General features: G+C 68.2%; 15 protein-coding genes. 5 read left to right on the top strand and 10 right to left on the bottom strand.

The annotated features are described in order from the left end of the window. Positions 1-101: 101 nt before the first annotated feature. Both ACTJJK_RS00830 and ACTJJK_RS00825 read right to left on the bottom strand, forming a co-directional pair. Positions 102-881, bottom strand: a complete 780-nt coding sequence (locus tag ACTJJK_RS00830; protein WP_440729211.1) for a peptidoglycan-binding domain-containing protein — start codon at positions 879-881, stop codon at positions 102-104. A gap of 272 nt (positions 882-1,153) precedes the next feature. Then, complete coding sequence (locus ACTJJK_RS00825; RefSeq protein WP_440729210.1) at positions 1,154-1,912, bottom strand: 2OG-Fe(II) oxygenase; 759 nt, start codon at positions 1,910-1,912, stop codon at positions 1,154-1,156. Positions 1,913-2,277: 365 nt separating this feature from the next. On the opposite strand from ACTJJK_RS00825, the gene ACTJJK_RS00820 reads away from it, so the two are divergent. After that, complete coding sequence (locus tag ACTJJK_RS00820) at positions 2,278-2,880, top strand: porin (protein WP_031372762.1); 603 nt, start codon at positions 2,278-2,280, stop codon at positions 2,878-2,880. Positions 2,881-3,103: 223 nt separating this feature from the next. Here the strand turns inward: ACTJJK_RS00820 and ACTJJK_RS00815 are convergent, their stop codons facing one another. The 6 genes from ACTJJK_RS00815 to ACTJJK_RS00790 form a co-directional block, all read right to left on the bottom strand. Next, the gene (locus tag ACTJJK_RS00815) at positions 3,104-4,645 is read right to left on the bottom strand and encodes a hypothetical protein (RefSeq protein WP_440729209.1); all 1,542 of its coding nucleotides are present in this window, start codon (positions 4,643-4,645) and stop codon (positions 3,104-3,106) included. A gap of 92 nt (positions 4,646-4,737) precedes the next feature. Further along, complete coding sequence (locus ACTJJK_RS00810; RefSeq protein WP_031372764.1) at positions 4,738-5,784, bottom strand: NAD(P)H-dependent glycerol-3-phosphate dehydrogenase; 1,047 nt, start codon at positions 5,782-5,784, stop codon at positions 4,738-4,740. 19 nt (positions 5,785-5,803) lie between these two features. Continuing rightward, on the bottom strand, positions 5,804-6,319 hold the full coding sequence (secB, locus tag ACTJJK_RS00805) for a protein-export chaperone SecB (RefSeq protein WP_031372765.1): 516 nt from the start codon (positions 6,317-6,319) through the stop codon (positions 5,804-5,806). Between the two features lie 173 nt (positions 6,320-6,492). Further along, positions 6,493-6,930, bottom strand: a complete 438-nt coding sequence (locus tag ACTJJK_RS00800; RefSeq protein WP_031372766.1) for a rhodanese-like domain-containing protein — start codon at positions 6,928-6,930, stop codon at positions 6,493-6,495. Positions 6,931-7,108: 178 nt separating this feature from the next. After that, positions 7,109-7,558: a hypothetical protein gene (locus ACTJJK_RS00795; protein ID WP_223621561.1), complete on the bottom strand. Its 450-nt coding sequence runs from the start codon at positions 7,556-7,558 to the stop codon at positions 7,109-7,111. A 48-nt stretch (positions 7,559-7,606) separates the two neighbouring features. Further along, the gene (locus ACTJJK_RS00790) at positions 7,607-8,074 is read right to left on the bottom strand and encodes a YiiD C-terminal domain-containing protein (protein ID WP_031372768.1); all 468 of its coding nucleotides are present in this window, start codon (positions 8,072-8,074) and stop codon (positions 7,607-7,609) included. 124 nt (positions 8,075-8,198) lie between these two features. On the opposite strand from ACTJJK_RS00790, the gene ACTJJK_RS00785 reads away from it, so the two are divergent. The 3 genes from ACTJJK_RS00785 to ACTJJK_RS00775 are packed head-to-tail and all read left to right on the top strand — an operon-like array spanning position 8,199 to position 11,330. Further along, a complete protein-coding gene (locus ACTJJK_RS00785) occupies positions 8,199-8,963 on the top strand; it encodes a uroporphyrinogen-III synthase (protein ID WP_223621562.1) in 765 nt (254 codons plus the stop codon). 48 nt (positions 8,964-9,011) lie between these two features. Continuing rightward, complete coding sequence (locus tag ACTJJK_RS00780; RefSeq protein ID WP_051885144.1) at positions 9,012-10,022, top strand: uroporphyrinogen-III C-methyltransferase; 1,011 nt, start codon at positions 9,012-9,014, stop codon at positions 10,020-10,022. A 57-nt stretch (positions 10,023-10,079) separates the two neighbouring features. Continuing rightward, complete coding sequence (locus tag ACTJJK_RS00775; RefSeq protein ID WP_440729208.1) at positions 10,080-11,330, top strand: heme biosynthesis protein HemY; 1,251 nt, start codon at positions 10,080-10,082, stop codon at positions 11,328-11,330. Positions 11,331-11,414: 84 nt separating this feature from the next. Here ACTJJK_RS00775 and ACTJJK_RS00770 read toward each other — a convergent pair whose 3' ends face one another. Together ACTJJK_RS00770 and ACTJJK_RS00765 are read right to left on the bottom strand one after the other, a co-directional pair. After that, positions 11,415-11,981, bottom strand: a complete 567-nt coding sequence (locus tag ACTJJK_RS00770; RefSeq protein ID WP_440729207.1) for a hypothetical protein — start codon at positions 11,979-11,981, stop codon at positions 11,415-11,417. A gap of 213 nt (positions 11,982-12,194) precedes the next feature. Beyond that, the gene (locus tag ACTJJK_RS00765) at positions 12,195-13,775 is read right to left on the bottom strand and encodes a CocE/NonD family hydrolase (RefSeq protein ID WP_440729206.1); all 1,581 of its coding nucleotides are present in this window, start codon (positions 13,773-13,775) and stop codon (positions 12,195-12,197) included. Positions 13,776-14,083: 308 nt separating this feature from the next. Here ACTJJK_RS00765 and ACTJJK_RS00760 point away from each other — a divergent pair, with 308 nt between their 5' ends. Beyond that, on the top strand, positions 14,084-15,586 hold the full coding sequence (locus ACTJJK_RS00760) for a sulfatase-like hydrolase/transferase (protein WP_440729205.1): 1,503 nt from the start codon (positions 14,084-14,086) through the stop codon (positions 15,584-15,586). The last annotated feature ends 487 nt before the right edge of the window (positions 15,587-16,073 follow it).

The raw sequence follows: 16,073 nt of genomic DNA, 5'->3' as shown, positions 1-16,073 counted from the left end.
CATTTCGTCTGGCGGGGACGGGCGAAAACGGAACCAGGACGCACCGCCCGTTCGGCGGGCGGAACGCGGGAAGACGGCGCGGCCGCGGGGCAGCGCCCCGCTTAAGCGAGGCGGATGAAATCGTTGGCGGCGGTGCGGCGGGTGCGGCGCGCGACCTCGAAGCCGTTCGCCGAACCCTTGTGGTCGGTGTTGCCTTCGATGCTGAGGAAGCTTTCCTCGCCGCCGTCGAAGGCGAAACCGGTGTGGATCCAGTCGCTCGAGGTCTTGCGCACCAGGAAGATGCCGCAAGCGCCGAGCGCGCCGAAACCGCCGTTATGGGCAACGTTCTTGCCGGCGACGAAACGCCCCGCCGCCTTCGCCTGGCGCGCGAGTTCGTCGCAGCCGAAGCTGCCGGCGATCGGCGCGGCGCGGCCGGCCTTCTCGGCGGCCTGCTGCATGACGAAGCTGACGAAGCCGGCGCACCAGAGCATGGCTTCGCCCTCGCTGCCCTTCATGTACATGCGTACCCAGGGCCCACGGTTGGCGCCGCCGAGTTCGACCGGATGCTCGGCCAAGTGCTGCTCGGCGAACCAACGCACGAGTTGCGGATACGACTTATTCGGCGCCTTCGCCGGCAAACCGACCACGCGCGCCATCGGCTCGGTCAGCGCCGCCCACACCTCGTGGGTCAAGGTGCCGGCGTAACTCAGATGCTTGCGTGCGGCGAAGGCCTCGATAGCGCGGTTGGTGGCCGGACCGAACTTGCCGTCGATCGGCGTGCCGTTGCCGTGAAACCCCAGCCATTCCTGGACCCGTCTTGCGCCCGCCCCGCTCGCGCCATTGCTCAAGGCCCCCGGAAACTCCAGTTCGCGACGGATATACGCTTGTTCGTGCAATGCCATGACCTGACTCCCTGACGGCGACTACGTCCATGGACGCGCGAAGCCTCCGGCGTCGGCGCGTGCCGCCAGGCGCGCACCGCGATCGGCCATCGTCGCGTTGTCGCGGCGCATGGGCCGCGACTCCATAGCCAACGCCGTGGCCGCGCGAACACGGTCACGTCCGAGTCGTTCATGCATGAAACACCGGCGCTGGCCGCCGTAACCTGGCGCCGCCGACGGCGCCAACGCTGGCCGTGCCCGGCACGCCTCGACGTTATCGCCGCGACCTCGGCTCAGCTCGCGTCGTGGAAGATCACGCCCAGGGTATGCCGCTGTCCCGAATGCAGGCGGCTGACACCGTGACGCATCGCCACGCGGTAATGGCCGCGCGCGCCGCGCACCGGCCGTTGGTTGACCGCGAACATCACCGCGTCGCCCTGCTGCAGCGGCACCACCTCGACCCGCGACTGCATGCGCGGGCGCTGCTCGGTCAACACGAACTCGCCGCCTTCGAAATCGCGTCCCGGCTGCGACAGCAGGATCGCCGCCTGCAAGGGGAACACATGCTCGCCGTACAGATCCTGGTGCAGGCAGTTGTAGTCGCCGCTCGCGTAACGCAGCAGCAGCGGCGTCGGCCGGGTCTGGCCCGCAGCATGGCAGCGCGCGAGAAAGTCCTGCAGCCGCGGCGGGTAGCGCACGGCGATGCCCATGGCCTGGTTCCAGCGCTCGGCGATCGGCGCGAGCCGCGGATACAGGGCGCCGCGCAAACCTTGCACGAGATCGGGCAAGGGATAGCGGAAATAACGGTATTCGCCGCGCCCGAAACCATGCCGAGCCATGACCACGCGACTGCGGTAACGGGCCTCATCGTGGTAAGCGCCGGCGATAGCGTCGCACTCCTCGCGCGTCAGCAACTGCCGCATCAGCGCATGACCGCCGCCATCCAACGCGGCGGCGATGGCGCCCCAGTCCTGCGTTCCGATGCGTTCGTCAAGCGCCAGGAATTCGTCCGACGGCATCGGGCGTAAGGGGTGATCGGTGACAAACGTCATGGGTCGGCGCTCGCGGAACAAACCAGGTCCGCTCATGTTCGGGCCGCGATCGGGTCCGGCGATATCCGTTCCTTGCATTTCACTCCGATCGATTCGCGCGGCTTTGCCGAATACGGCGAAACAAGACATTCAGCCGCGGGCAAGATTGCCTCGTCATTCGCTGAACCGAGCGGAAAAAACCATGACTTAAGGCCTAGGTAAATGTCCAAGTACCGTAAGCAGAACGTTTAGTTCCTGTAAAAAGGCACACAAAATTCAGGTTCGATTGAAGCGCGATGCCGATACTGCGCACACCGAATCCACACGGACGCCTTACTCCGAGGCGCGAGGATTCGGAATAAAACCAATAAAGAGGCTTAGACCTTATGAAGCGTGCATTGCTTGCCCTCACCCTCGCCGCCGCCCTGCCGTTCGCAGCTTCCGCGGCCGAAGGCGTGTCCTACAACTACGCACAGGCCGGTTACGCCAAGACCGACGGCGAAACCAAGTACACCGACTCCGACGGCTGGGCCATCGGCGGTTCGTACGCGTTCCACCCGAACTTCCACGTCTTCGGCAGCTACAGCCAGCAGAAGACCGATTCGTACAACTTCGGCACCTTCCGCGTTCCCGGCTACGACGTCGATCATCTGCGCGTGGGCGTGGGCTACAACCACGAGCTGAGCAAGCGCGTCGACCTGGTGACCCGCCTGGCTTATGAGCACAACAAGTCCGACTTCGACTCGTTCGGCGACTACAAGCTCAAGGGCGGCAGCGTCGAAGTGGGCGTCAACGGCACCCTGACGCCGAACTGGGAAGGCTATGCCTTCGCCGGCTACCAGGACTACGACAAGTCCTACGACGGCAAGTTCTACGGCCGTGTCGGTACCTTGGTGAAGTTCAACCAGAACTGGGGCATCACCGCCGACGCCAAGTTCCTCGACGGCGGCGAAAAGGAATTCTTCATCGGCCCGCGCTTCAGCTTCTGATAGAAAGCGCTACCGATAAGTATTCCGCAACACCGCGATCCGTTCTCTCTCTCCCCCGAAACGTCGCGATCGAGCCCGGCCGAAAGGCCGGGCTCTTTTTTTGTCCGGGGTTCGGATCGGCGAAGCCACTGGGCTGACTCGCTTCGTAGCGACGGCGCTCTTGCTTCGTGGCGGCGGCGCCAGGGCCCGCCGATAACGAACCTCGGCAGACCGGGCCTCGCGCTCAGCGCTCGCCTTCGGGCGCGTCCTGCGATTCGCCGTCTTTCGCGCCTTCCTGCAGCAGCTTCTGCAGCTCCTGCGCCATCTCGCGCTCCAGGCGCTTCTCTTCGACCTGCTGCGGGCTGGCCAGTTGCAGTTCTTCGCAAGCCACCGAGTCGGGGGTGTCGGCGCAAACCTTGCGGATGCCGGCGAGCAGTTTGTCGTCGCCGGTGTTGTGGTAGGCAGCGACGAGATTGCCGCAGCCTTCGCGCACGTGCATCGCGCAGACCTTGTCGTAAGAACGCGCGGCCACGGCCCAGTTGTTGTTGAGCGCGGCCATGTGGCCCTCGCCCATGCAGGCCGACATCGAACCCTTCGCGCAACAGGCCGCGGCGCCGCCCGGATCGGTCAAGGCGCAGTGGTCGACCTTGTACGGCGTTTCCCTGAGGCGCTTGCCGGCCACCGGCATGGCGATAGCCTCGCACTGCGCGGGCTCGGTGCGCCGATACGCCTTGTAGCGGGTCCACTCGTCCATGCCGATCAGGGTGTCGGCATCGAACCAGCGCAGCACGAAATCGTCGCCCTTGTCGTGGCGCACCAGCACTTCGTCTTCGCGCAGGCGATAGCGCATGTCGGCTTCGCCTTCTTCCGACATGCTCGCGCCCTGCCCATCGGTGAAACGGAACACACCGAACAGGCTCGTTTCGGAATCGGGAAGGACATAGCTGCCGCACGGCTGGCGCGGCGGCTGGCGCGGCGCATCGTTGCGCAGGTTCAGCCCGCTCAGCTCGTGGATGCGCTTGCAGGCGTCCTTGGACAGCTTGCCGTCGCAGGCGAAGGCGAAGCTGTCGTGCGCATCGGCATAGCGCCCGGCCAGCCATTGCTGGTCGGCCAGCGAGACGCAAGCCTTGCCGTCGCCGATGTCGCGGCAAGACACCCGCAACGCGGCCAGGCCGGCCTCGGACACACGCTGGGTGCGGAACATGTATATCGGCGCGCCCGCTTCCTCGGCGCTCAGCGACTTGACCCATTGCTTGCAGGCGTAGGGGCTGCGGTCGCGGCGGCAGTAGGTTTCCAGTTTCGCCGCGCTTTGCGCCGGCGCGAGGGTGTGGCCGAAATCGATGACCGCGACGCAGGACTGGACGTCGCCGAGCGCGCAATCTTGCTGGTCGTCGCGGTGTTGCTTGCCTTCGAGGGGCGCGACCGCCACGACCTGGGTGCCCGCCGGCTGGCACTGCGCCTTGGCGACCTGCCGGTAGACCTCGCCGCCCTTGTCGAAGCGGTCGGCCTGTTGGACCAGACGGCCGTCGCTTTCGATCTTGTAGGTCTTGAGCACATTGCTGTCGGCGGAGCGCACCCACAAGGTGTCGCCTTCGACGCGGTAGGCGTAGGGCGAGAACTCGGAAAGGAAACCTTCCTCGTCGCGCAGCTCGACGCGGCTGCCGTCGAAGATCAGGCGATCGGGGGAGTCGTCGGTCACATAGCTGCCGCAGGGCGGCGGCGCGGCGAAGGCCGGCAACGACAACAGGGAGAGCACGAGCGGCCAGACGGCCCGCGTACGACGCATAGGAGTTCCTTTCCCGAGGGTTTCGAGGGGGTGGGTGGCCGCGATAGTCGCGGCGGACGCAGCGACGCCGGCAGCAGCGCCGGCGTTGCGACTCAACCGAACAGGTCGGTCGGGTATTCGGGTTTCTGCTCGCGCGAGAGCAGCTTGCGCAGACCGTCGGCCGGAGTGATCTCGCCGTGCAGCACGGCGCGCACCGCGCTGGAGATCGGCAGTTCGACGCCGTGCCGTTCGGCCTGGCGCATCACTTCGTCGGCGGTCTGCACCGATTCGACGACCTGGCCGATCTCGCGCACCGCGTCTTCGATCGACTGGCCGCGGCCGAGGGCCAGGCCCAGGCGGCGGTTGCGCGACAGATCGCCGGTGCAGGTCAGCACCAGATCGCCGAGGCCGGCCAGACCCATCAGGGTCTCGGGCTGGCCGCCGATGGCCTGGTTGAGGCGCAGCATTTCGTTGAGGCCGCGGGTGATCAGCCCGGCGCGCGCGTTGAGGCCGAGCTGCATGCCGTCGGCGACGCCGGTGGCGACCGCGAGCACGTTCTTCATCGCGCCGCCGAGTTCGGCGCCGAGCATGTCGTCGCCGGTGTAGGCGCGGAACGCCGGCCCATGCAGGGCATCGGCCACGCTCTGGGCGAAGGCGGCATCGTCGGAGTGCACGGTCAGCGCGGTCGGCAGGCCTTGCGCGACTTCCTTCGCGAACGACGGCCCGGTCACCACCGCCAACGGCACGTCGTCGCCGAGCACTTCGCCGGCGACTTCGTGCAGGAACCGGCCGCTGCCGGGCTCGAAGCCCTTGGTCGCCCAGGCCACGCCCGCATGCGCGGGACGGTGCGGAGCGAGCTCGCGCAGGGTTTCGGCGAAGGCGTGCGAGGGCACCACCACCAGGACCAGGTCGGCGTCGCGCAGGGCGAGGGCCAGGTCGGTGGTCGCGCGCAGGGAGTCCGGCAAGGCGATGCCGGGCAGGTAGCGCGGGTTTTCATGCCGCGTATCGATGGCCGCGGCGCCGTCGGCGTCGCGGCCCCACAGCACGGTCGGATGACCGTGCCGGGCGATCAGCGCGGCGAGCGCGGTGCCCCAGGAACCGGCACCGAGCACCGCCACGCGCGGTTTCGGCGCAGCGGCCGGCGACGGATCGTGGGTCATGCGCGAGGCGAGCCGTGGCTCAGGCGTTGCCAGCGGTTTCCGCGTCGGCCAGGCCGCCTTCGGACTGGGCGCCGCGCTGACGCACGCCTTCGGCGTAAAGGGCGTCGAAGTTGATCGGCTGCAGGAAGAACGGCGGGAAGCCGCCGGCCTGGATCAGGTCGCTGACCAACTGGCGCGCGTACGGGTAGAGCACGTTCGGGCAGTGGGTGCCGAGCATCGCGTCGAGGGTCGCCGCGTCGAAGCCGATCAGGCCGAACACGCCGGCCTGCTTCACTTCGGCCAGGTACATCGGCTTGTCGTTGGCGGTGCAGGTCAGGGTGATGCCGAGGACGACCTCGAAGGCGTTCTCGCCGACGCGCTGCACGTTCTGCGACAGGTTCAGCTGCAGCTGCGGCTGCGCGGCTTCGGCGAACACGGCCGGAGCGCCGGGCACCTCGAAGGAGACGTCCTTTACGTAGATCTTCTCGACGGTGAACGCGGGGCCGGTTGCGGCTTCGGCCGGCGCGGTGGCGCCGTTGACGTTTTCTTCGGACATTCGGGTGACTCCCCAGCGGAATTCAGAAAAGAGGTCGATTATGCCCGCTCGCGCGGACCGGGACCAAACACCCGGACCGGGATCACGCACGGCGGCTATCGAGGGTGGACGAGGCGCAGTCTAGGTGGCGCCCGTGGCGGTGGCGCGACAGCGTCGCGGCCGCGCCGCAGGGCTCAGCCGCGGCCCTTGATCAAGGGCAGTTCGGCCTGTTGCCAAGCCTGGATGCCGCCGTCGAGCCAATAGACCTGCTCGAAGCCGGCCTTCTTCAGGCGCTTGGCGGCGTCGGCCGAGGCCTGGCCGGTACGGCACACCGCCACGACCGGCAGCGCCTTGGCGTTGGCGAGCAGCTTGCTCTCCGGGTCGAACTGGCTCGGCTGGACCGAACGGCTGCCCGGAATGTGGCCTTTCTCGAACTCGGTGCTGGCCGACAGGTCGATGACCAGGGCGTTGTCGCGGTTGATCAACGCGGTCAGCTCGGCCGGGCGCAGGGCCTTGTAGCCGCGGAACAGGCGCGCGATCTCGGTGTAGACGATGGCCAGGGTCAGGCCGGCGAAGCCCAGCGACAGGTACAGGTGGCGGCCGGCGAACGCCAGCAGTTCTTCAAGACTCACGGGGTCATGCTCACAGGATCGGGCTCACAAGGTCGGGCTCACGAAGTCGGACTCGCAGAGGCCCGAACGGGCGGCGATTGTCGCCCAGCGCGCGCGGCGGCGCAAAAGCGCGTTCGGAGCGGGCGCTCTGAGCGGGGCGGTGCGAGCGGGGCCGCCCATGCCGGGCGGCCCGGAGCGGTTACTGGCCGGCCCAGAAGTCCGGCAGGCCGCTGACCAGCCACCAGGTCTTGGCTTCCGGGTCCCAGGTCCAGGCCTCGGTGTAGCGCACGGTGCGCTCGGCCAGGGTGTGCCGGTTGATCACGCCGATGTCGATCAGGCGCACCGCGGTGCCCTTTTCCTTGTCCATCTCGGTGCCGACGTCGCGGTAAGAGGAGACCTGGATCTGCTTGTAGCGCTCCAGTTGCATCGTCGTCGGCGCCAGTTGCTTGCGCAGCTTGGGCTCGATCAGGTTGACCGCACCCTCGAAGTCGCCCCAGCGGATCGCCGCCGAATAGGCGTACTGGGTCTCGCCGATCTTGTTGTTCTGGGTGCCGGTGGTCTGGCAACCGCCGAGCGCGAGCACGCACGACAACATCAGGGCGAGCTGCAACAAGCGCATCAGGAGCGAGCTGTTCGAAAGCGGGCGCATCGCGGACTCCGGCGGAAAGGACGTTCGGCGTGCATCCTACCGTTCGCGTCAGGGCTTAGCGATGGCCACGTAGCGCGCCGTGAACTCGGTCGCGATCCCGCCTTCGGGCAGCAGCGCGCGCGCGATCAGCGAGGTGCGGGCGCGGCGGCGCTCGCGCAGGGTGGTCAGGAAGCTGCCCCAGTCGGCGCCCGGGGCGAGCTCGGCGTGCACGTCCAGGTCGGCGAACAGCGGCGCGAGGTAGCGGGTCTGGCTGTCGGCGACGAACACCTCGGCCTTGAGGCCGGCCTGTTCGATGCCGAGCGACATCACGCCCCAGGAGGCCAGGGTCATCATCGAGGCCAGACTGCCGCCGAAGGCGCAGCCCTTGTCGTTGACGTGTTGCGACAGCGGCGCGTGCAGGCGCAGGCGCGAGCCGTCGTAACCGGCGATGTTGACCTGCATGGCCGCGACCGGCGGCATCGATTGGTAGTGCTGATGAAGGCGTTGCAGAGCGGCGTCGGAAGTCATCGAAGGCATTGCAGTTCGGGGGAGTATTGAGTGTCGCGCCGGAGACGGCGGCCACCGGCGAGTGCCGCGATCGGCAGCGCTGTGCGAAGCTGTTCGCATGAGCCGCGAGCTGCGACAACCGCCGGGATGGTACGTGATCTCACTGCGTCCGAGCGGCGATCACGAAGAACTTCGTCGTATCGCCGCACAGTACGGCGGCGGATTGATCGAGCTTTCGCCGTGGTCGGTGCGCACGCAGGACGATTCGGCATCCCGGCGTGCGTTATCGGATGCTTTGGCGGCGCCGCACGTACTCGTCACCAGTCCCGCCGCAGCGCGCGCGTTGCGCGATCTGCAACCGTCGTTGAGCACGCGCGCCGGCCAGCGTTGGTACGCCGTCGGCGCAGGCACCGCCGCGGTGTTGAACGAAATCGGCATCGCCGAAGTGCTGTGGCCGCATCGCATGGACAGCGAAGGTCTGCTCGCGTTAGCGGAACTGCAACATTTCGATAACGAAGCATTCGGTTTGCTGACTGCGGCGGGCGGGCGCGGCGTGCTCGCGCCGGCCTTGCAGGCGCGCGGCGCGCGCGTGCTGCGCGCCGACATCTACGTGCGCGAACCGGCCGCGCCGTCGCGGTTCGAAATCGCGCGGCTGCTCGGCTTCGACGGCCCGCTGTGGTTGGCGCTGTCGAGCGGCGAAGCGCTCGAACGCGTGCTCGCGCAATTGCCCGAAGCTGCCGGCGCGCGTCTGCGCCGGGCACGCGTCAGCGCCGCCAGCGCGCGTCTGGCCGAGCTCGCGCGCGGCCTCGGCTTCGCCGAGGTCGAGGTGGCCGCCGGGCCGCGCGCGCAGGACCTGCTGGCCGGCTGCGCCGCGCTCGCCGGCGGCGACGCCCCCGAGCGGCCGCCGCCGGCCTGCTGATCGCGTCAAGGCAGTCTTGATGCACCGATCCGGTAGCATGGCCGGGCCATGAACACCCCCCTCGATACCGTGTCCACGACTCCCGCATCCCCCGCTCCCGCATCGCCGACGCCGCGTCGCGGTTCCAACGGCTGGCTCTGGCTGCTCATCGTGCTGCTGATCGCCGGCGGCGGCGCCTGGTACGGCTGGCAGCAATGGCAGAACCGGCAGGCGCAAGACCGCGCCGCCGAAGCCGATGCCGGCCAGCGCCTGGAAGCGCTCGGCGAGCGCCTGGACACGATCCGCACCAACCAGGAAGCGCAAAACCGCCGCATCGCCCAGGCCGACACCACCAACCGGGTGCTGCGCGACGAGTTGCACGGCATCGGCCAGCGCGCCGCCCTGATCGAGGACAGCGTCTCCAAGCTCGCCGATCCCGACCGCCACGGCGCCCAGGCCATGCGCCTGGACGAGACCGAACTGCTGCTGACCCTGGGCCAGCAGCGCCTGCAGATCGCCGGCGACCTGGAAGGCGCACGCCGCGCCTATGCGCTGGCCGGCGGCGTCCTCGACGGCGTCGATGACCCGGCCTATCTCAGCCTGCGCCAGACCCTGCTGCAGGAAACCGCCGCGCTCAAGGAGCTCGGCATCGAACCGCGCGTGCAGGCGATGGCCAAGCTGGATGCGTTGGCGCAGAACCTGAGCCTGCCGCCGGAGCGCCCGAGCGCGGCGGCGCCGGCGCTGGCGCCGTGGTGGCGCCGCGCCTTCGGCACCCTGATCGAGACCCGCCCGGTCGACCGCACCGTCGCCACCCACCCCAGCGACCGCGCCGCCGCGCTCGCCGGCCTGCAACTGGAAATCTCGCTGGCGCGCGCCGCCGCCGAACGGCGCGACGCCGACGGCTATCGCACCGCGCTCAAGCGTGCCGAAAGCTGGGTGCTGCGCCTGTCGGCGCCTTCGCCGGCCCAAAACCGCCAACTCGCGCAGTTGCGCGAACTGGCCGCGCTGCCGCTTTCACTGTCGGTTCCTACCCTGGGCACGACACTGCAGCAGTTGCGCCAGTTGCGCACGGCCCAATGAACCGGCCGGGCCGCCGACACCCGATCAGGAAGCTGGCGCGATAAGGAGGTGCCGCACATGAATCTGTTCCGCAATCTGTTGTTCTGGATCGTCCTGGCCCTGGTCGGCGCGCTCGTCGCGCAGTTGCTGGTGCAGGACCCCGGCCACGTCGTGGTCACCTACGGCGGCATCGACTACGTCACCAACCTGCCGAAGGCCTTGCTGATCCTGATCGGCGGCCTGCTCGCACTGTGGCTAGTGTGGAAAGTGATCAGCCTGCCGTTCGTGGCGATGCGCCGGCATCGCAAGAAGCAGGCACGCGCACGCCTCATCGACGGTCTCGAAGCGCTGCACCAGGGCCATTGGGCCCGCGCCGAGAAATCGCTCGGCCAGGCCGCGCGCAGCCGCGACGTGGCCGCGATCGCCGAAGTCGCCGCCGCACGCTCGGCCAGCGCGCGCGGCGACGCCGCCGCCGCGAGCCGCCATCTCGATGCGCTCGCCGTCGATTACCCGGTCGCGCGCGCGCTCGCCGTCGCCGACCTCGCCCTGGCCGAAGACCGCGCCGGCGATGCGCTCGCTGCGCTCGACGCCGCCAACGTGCAACCGCTGCCGCCGCGCGGCCTGGCTTTGCGCGCGCAGGCCCTGGCCGCACTCGGCCGCGCCGGCGAGGCTTACGGCCTGCTCGGCGCACTGCGTCAGCACAACGTGTGGCCGGCCGAACGCCTCGCCGAGCTCGAAGCCGCCTGGGCCGAAGCGGCGCTGCGCGAAGCCGCCGATGCCAACGTCCTCGCCGACCATTGGGAAACCCTGCCGAAGCCGCTGAAGAGCGAGCCGGCCACGGTCGCCGCTTATGCCGAACGCGCGGCCGCGCTGCGCTGGGAAGAAGCCGCGGCCAAGAGCCTCGAACAGGCGCTCGACACGCGTTGGGACGAATCGCTGGCGGCCTTGTACGGCCGCCTGCCGATCGGCCGCCTAGAGGCGCGCCGCGGCAATGCCGAGCGTTGGCTGCAGGCGCATTCGGGCAGCCCGGGCCTGCTGGTCAGCCTGGCCCGGATCAGCCGCGCCCAAGGCCAGTGGCCGCAGGCCGAAGGCTATCTGCACCGCGCGCTCGCCCAGGGCGCGAACAGCGAAGCCTGGGAAGAGCTCGGCCACGGCTACGCCCAGGCCGGCGACGAGAACCGCGCCCGCCTGAGTTACGTCAACGCATTGCGCGCGGCGCGCGGCGAAGCCGCCACCGAGTTGCCCGGCCGCGACCTGCGCCAGAAGATCTTCGACGAGGCGGTGATCGAAGAGCGCGACGAACACGGCATGCCGCGTTTGCGCGGTTGAGTCGCGCCCCCGACGAAAACGGCCGCCTTCGAAGCGGCCGTTTTTTTATGCCTTGCCCGAATGCGCCCGGATCGACGCCGACGCTCAACGATCGCTGTCGCCGAAGCTCGGCAACGTGGCGAGGAACTCGTCGCCGCATCCGGCATAGCGCGCATAACGTTCGCTGATCCGCTTGGGGTACAGCAACCTCGCCTTGACCAGGCCGACCGCGATCGCGGCGATCAACAGAGCCAGGCTCGCCAGATAAGCCGCGCCGCCAAGTTGCCCGCTCATTGCGACGAGCAAGGTCGCGACGCTGGCCGCCAGCAACAACGCCGCCGCCCACATCGCGACCAAGCGCTTGCGCGCATGCACGGCGCAGACCCCGACGTTCAGACGCGCGCTCTTCCGGATCGCGACCTTTACGATCACATAGATCAACAGGTTGAACAGGATCAGCAGGTGCCAGCCGCGGTGATGCCAGTAATAGCGCTGCAGCAGCTTGGGCGCCGTCGCCTCGGCATTGCATTTGACGCAACGCGCCGGCAGCTCGCTGCTGCGCTGGGCCACCAGGTCCTTGCCGTCGCGCCACGGACCGGTCTGTTCGCCGGCGTCGCGAGGCGAATGGATCAGCGCGCTCTTCGGCGCCTCGTACGAATTGAAGCTCGACATCGCGTCCCCTGTCGCATCCCCGATTTCGTAATCGTTTGGCGCGTCGCCGGCGCGACGGCGCGGATCGCAGCGGCGCCGCGCACTCGCCGTTGTAGTGCCTGCCGATTCCTTCGCAGCTCATCCTAGCCGGGCGCGGGCGCAACGCAAGCGCGACGCCGACACGACAACGGCGCCCTGGGGCGCCGTTGTCGCGAGCTGCGGTGGCGCCGAGAGTCAGCGCAACGGCACCGTCAGGGTCGAGGGGTTCGAGGCCGGCGAGCTGAAGCTGACCGAGCCGCCGATGCGCGTCGCCGCGGTGTAACGCGGGTCCACGGTGTCGACCACCAGCACCAGCTTGCGGCCGGCCGGAATGTCCCAGCTGGTCGCTTCCATGCGCAGGTCGATCGTCTTCGCCACGCCCGGCGTCGCCCCGCGCAGCGAGTACGGTTTGTGGCTCAACAGCGTGCCGTTGCCGAGCAGATCGACGCTGTACAGATAGGCGAACAAGCTGACGTCGGCCTGGGTCGGCGTGACCGTGACATGCAACTGCGGCATGCCGCTGAGCTGCTTGCCGGTCCAGTAGGTCGGCGACGACCACACCCCGGCGCCGGCACGCGCCACCAGCGGGATCGAGGCCTGCGGCGCGATCTGCAGCGACTGCAGGAAACCGCTGAGCATGGCCACGCCGGAGTCGGCGACGGTCGGCAGGCCGGTGAGGATCGAGTGGTTCCAGCCGGTGCTCGGCGAACCCGACAGTTCGCCGGTCGGCGCCAACAGGCCCGTCGGCCGGCTCAGCGCATACACGGTCGCGCCGCGTTGCACCGCGTTCCAGTCGGCGTAACCGCGCCAGTCGCCGTCCTGCGATTTCAAGCGCACCGGCGATTCGCTGTCGACGCCGTTGGCCAGGCCTTTGAGGTGACGATCGAACCAACGGCCGACCGCGTCGTAGATCTCGTTCGGCAGGCCGAGCGCGCCAGGCGCTTCGACCGTGGCGTGGTCGCCATGACTGAACAGCAATTGCTTCGGCCCGCTCAGGCCGTTGTAGAAATCGATGTACTGCCCCGGGGTGAACAGGCTGTCGTTGAAGGCGTTGGCGAGCAGCACCGCGGTGCCGTTGCGGTTCAAGGCCGCCGCCTCGGTGACCGGGCTGCGTTGCGGAATCACCGGCAGCAGGCCGTTGACCGCGCCGTCGAAGTCGCCGAACGCCATGCGCGCGGTGGCCTGGGCCAACTCCGGACCGGGCCGGCCGGTGAGGCTGCCGGCCACCACCAACAAGGCCGCGCCCTGCTGGCTGACGGTGCGGTTGGCGTATAGCGAGGCTTCCAGGTCGGCCCAACCGCTCAGCGCCGCGACCGCCTTGATGCGCGGATCGCGCTCGGCCGCGAGCAGGCTGATGCCGGCGCCGTAGGAAATGCCGCTGGCGCCGATCCGCGCCGGATTCGACGGCGTGTGCGCGAGCGCCCAATCGATGACCGAGCTGACGTCCTCGACCGTGCCGGGCCCGGCGATGTCGATCTGCCCGGCCGAATCCCAGAACCCGCGCGAGGTGTAGCTGACGACCACATAGCCCTGGCTGGCGAGGATGCCGCCGCGGCCGACGTACTCCAGGTTCGGCACGGCCCAGCTGGCCGGCATCACCACGAGCGGAAACGGACCCGGTCCCTGGTCCTTGGGCACCATCACGAAGGCGCCCATCTCGGCCCCATCCCAGCCCGGAATGCGCTGGTAACTGCCTGTGAATCCGCCCGCCACGACCGGCAAGGCGACGACGAACAGGGCCAAACACGACACGAACCACGACCAGATTCTGCGCATGAGTTCATCCCCTCCCAAGGATCGACCAGCACGATTGGATACGTTTGCGTATGGTTTGTTGCGCCACGACCGTACCACCGCGCATGGAGGCCGGACTAGCACCCGCAAACCGACTTTCGTGAACCCAGGCGACGGCGGTCACGGAACCGCCGGATCGCTGCGGTTCCCGGCCGCCCATCGAGCCGCAACCCGGCGTCGAGCGCCGCCATGGCGTGACCACGATCACGGCTTGATATCGCGCCGCGGCGTGCGCCGGCCTGAGCGCGCGGCATCGCGCGTTTGAGCTTGCACTTCACGGAGCGTCCGTCATGGCCCTGAGCGATCTGTTCTCGAACGGCAACAAACCGAATCTGATCCTGATCGTCACCGACCAGGAACGCAGCCTGCTGCAGTGGCCAGCGACCTATCAGCCGACGCTCGCAGCGAAGATGCCGGCGATGCGTCAGCTCGCCGCCAACGGCATCGAGTTCGCCAACGCCTTCACCGGCGCCTGCATGTGCTCGCCGAGCCGCGCGACTTTTTTGACCAGCCAGTACCCGGCGCGCACCGGCTGCACCACCACCGGCGGGCAGGCCCTGCCGCAGCCCGACGTGCCGCTGCCGCCGCACTTCCCTAACGGCGTACCGAACCTGGCCACCGTGCTGAAGGCCGCCGGCTACGACTGCTACTGGATCGGCAAATGGCATCTGCTCGGCGGCGAAGAACCCGGCTCGCTGAGCACCGATCTGCAGCCCTGGGGTTTCCAGAGCTGGGACCCGAACGATGCCGGACTCAACCTCGGCACCACCTTCCTCGGCGGCGGCACCCTGATCCCTTTGCAGCCGCTGCAACCGCCGGGCCAGCCGGTGCAGCCGAACCAGAACGATCAACGCTACGTCGCCGACGCCCGCGCCTTCCTGCAAGCGCCGCCGGCGAGTCCGTTCTGCCTGGTGGTGTCGCTGGTCAATCCGCACGACGCGCACCTGGGCTATTTGAACGAGGCCTCGACCTTTTACGACCAGGCGACCTACAGCCTCGCCGATGCGCCGATCCCCACCAATGCCGACGAAGATCTGTCGACCAAGCCGCGCGCGCAGTCGAGCTTCACCTGGGGCCAGATGAGCGAGGGACAGGCCAATCAACAGGATTTCGTCGACTTCTATGCGTATCTGGTCGAATACGTCGATTCGCAGATCCAGCAGGTGCTCGACGCGATGGGCAGCGACTTGATCGAGCAGAGCCTGATCGTGCGCTTCGCCGACCACGGCGAACTCGGCCTGTCGCACGGCATGGTCGAGAAATTCGTCAATGCCTACGACGAAGCGATCCATGTACCGCTGCTGTTCTCCAACCCGGTCGCCTGGCCGCAGGCGCAGACCACCCAGGCCCTGGCGAGCTCGGTCGACCTGTTGCCGACACTGGCCAGCCTGCTTGGGGTGAGCGGGCAATTCGCCGACCTGGTCGGCACCGACCTCAGCACGGTGCTCGACGGCAGCAGCAGTTCGGTGCAGGACTACGTGCACTACACCTACGACGACATCGCCGGCGACGGCCCGAGCATGATCCGCGCGATCCGCTCGACGCAGTGGACGTATGCGGTGTATGGATCGGCATCCGACCCGGGCCAGGGCGGCGACTGGGAGATGTACGACCTCCTCGCCGACCCGCAGCAGAACGACAACCTCGCCGGCAACCCGGCCTTCGCGATGCAGCAGCTCGTACTCGAGGCCGAACTGCAGGCGCAGATGCGGGCCAAAGGCACCACCCCGCCGAGCTCGGTGTGGCCGCCGCAATACATCGCCGGCACCAGCCGCGGTGCGCCGCCGGCTTGATGGTCACAAACGCTTATCGTTGCTGTTGCTGTTGCTGTTGCTGTTGCTGAGATTTTGATCTGCTTTGCCGCTTTACCGGTCAAGTGGAGACCCGGAGGGCGCCGCACAGGACGTGCGGCGTTTTCCGATAAGACAGGGACGTCTTATCGGAAAATCCCGGCGCGCGCATCGCACTCGTGGCTTGTGCCCTTGCAAGAAGAGCCCTTTTCTTTGGTTAGCTTTCTTTTGGGCTTAGCAAAAGAAAGTAACCCGGCCGCGTGAGCGGACGGAAGCTCTGCTCTTGCTTGATAAACACGCTGCAAGACCGTCACATCGCGGTCGCGGCTCGCGCCGCTCCTACCCTGCGACAGATCAAAGCTTCGATCGATGGCTGCGGCTATACGACCGCTTCGCGTCCATTGGTCGCGGCTTACGCCGCTCCTACAGGAGGCTATGGCAAGGAACGGCGCGAGATTGAAGCAACGCGGTCGCGACTTGCGTCGCTCCT

The organism is Lysobacter sp. 22409 (assembly GCF_052045105.1).
In the GTDB taxonomy this organism is placed as follows: Bacteria; Pseudomonadota; Gammaproteobacteria; order Xanthomonadales; family Xanthomonadaceae; genus Lysobacter; species Lysobacter antibioticus_B.
Note: the sequence above shows the minus strand (reverse complement) of the source record. Positions and strands in the feature narration are given on the sequence as shown.

Coding starts and splice junctions, on each gene's coding strand:
- ACTJJK_RS00830 (WP_440729211.1), bottom strand. CDS start 881: ATGGCATTGCACGAACAAGCGTATATCCGTCGCGAACTGGAGTTTCCG.
- ACTJJK_RS00825 (WP_440729210.1), bottom strand. CDS start 1,912: ATGACGTTTGTCACCGATCACCCCTTACGCCCGATGCCGTCGGACGAA.
- ACTJJK_RS00820 (WP_031372762.1), top strand. CDS start 2,278: ATGAAGCGTGCATTGCTTGCCCTCACCCTCGCCGCCGCCCTGCCGTTC.
- ACTJJK_RS00815 (WP_440729209.1), bottom strand. CDS start 4,645: ATGCGTCGTACGCGGGCCGTCTGGCCGCTCGTGCTCTCCCTGTTGTCG.
- ACTJJK_RS00810 (WP_031372764.1), bottom strand. CDS start 5,784: ATGACCCACGATCCGTCGCCGGCCGCTGCGCCGAAACCGCGCGTGGCG.
- secB (WP_031372765.1), bottom strand. CDS start 6,319: ATGTCCGAAGAAAACGTCAACGGCGCCACCGCGCCGGCCGAAGCCGCA.
- ACTJJK_RS00795 (WP_223621561.1), bottom strand. CDS start 7,558: ATGCGCCCGCTTTCGAACAGCTCGCTCCTGATGCGCTTGTTGCAGCTC.
- ACTJJK_RS00790 (WP_031372768.1), bottom strand. CDS start 8,074: ATGCCTTCGATGACTTCCGACGCCGCTCTGCAACGCCTTCATCAGCAC.
- ACTJJK_RS00780 (WP_051885144.1), top strand. CDS start 9,012: ATGAACACCCCCCTCGATACCGTGTCCACGACTCCCGCATCCCCCGCT.
- ACTJJK_RS00775 (WP_440729208.1), top strand. CDS start 10,080: ATGAATCTGTTCCGCAATCTGTTGTTCTGGATCGTCCTGGCCCTGGTC.
- ACTJJK_RS00770 (WP_440729207.1), bottom strand. CDS start 11,981: ATGTCGAGCTTCAATTCGTACGAGGCGCCGAAGAGCGCGCTGATCCAT.
- ACTJJK_RS00765 (WP_440729206.1), bottom strand. CDS start 13,775: ATGCGCAGAATCTGGTCGTGGTTCGTGTCGTGTTTGGCCCTGTTCGTC.
- ACTJJK_RS00760 (WP_440729205.1), top strand. CDS start 14,084: ATGGCCCTGAGCGATCTGTTCTCGAACGGCAACAAACCGAATCTGATC.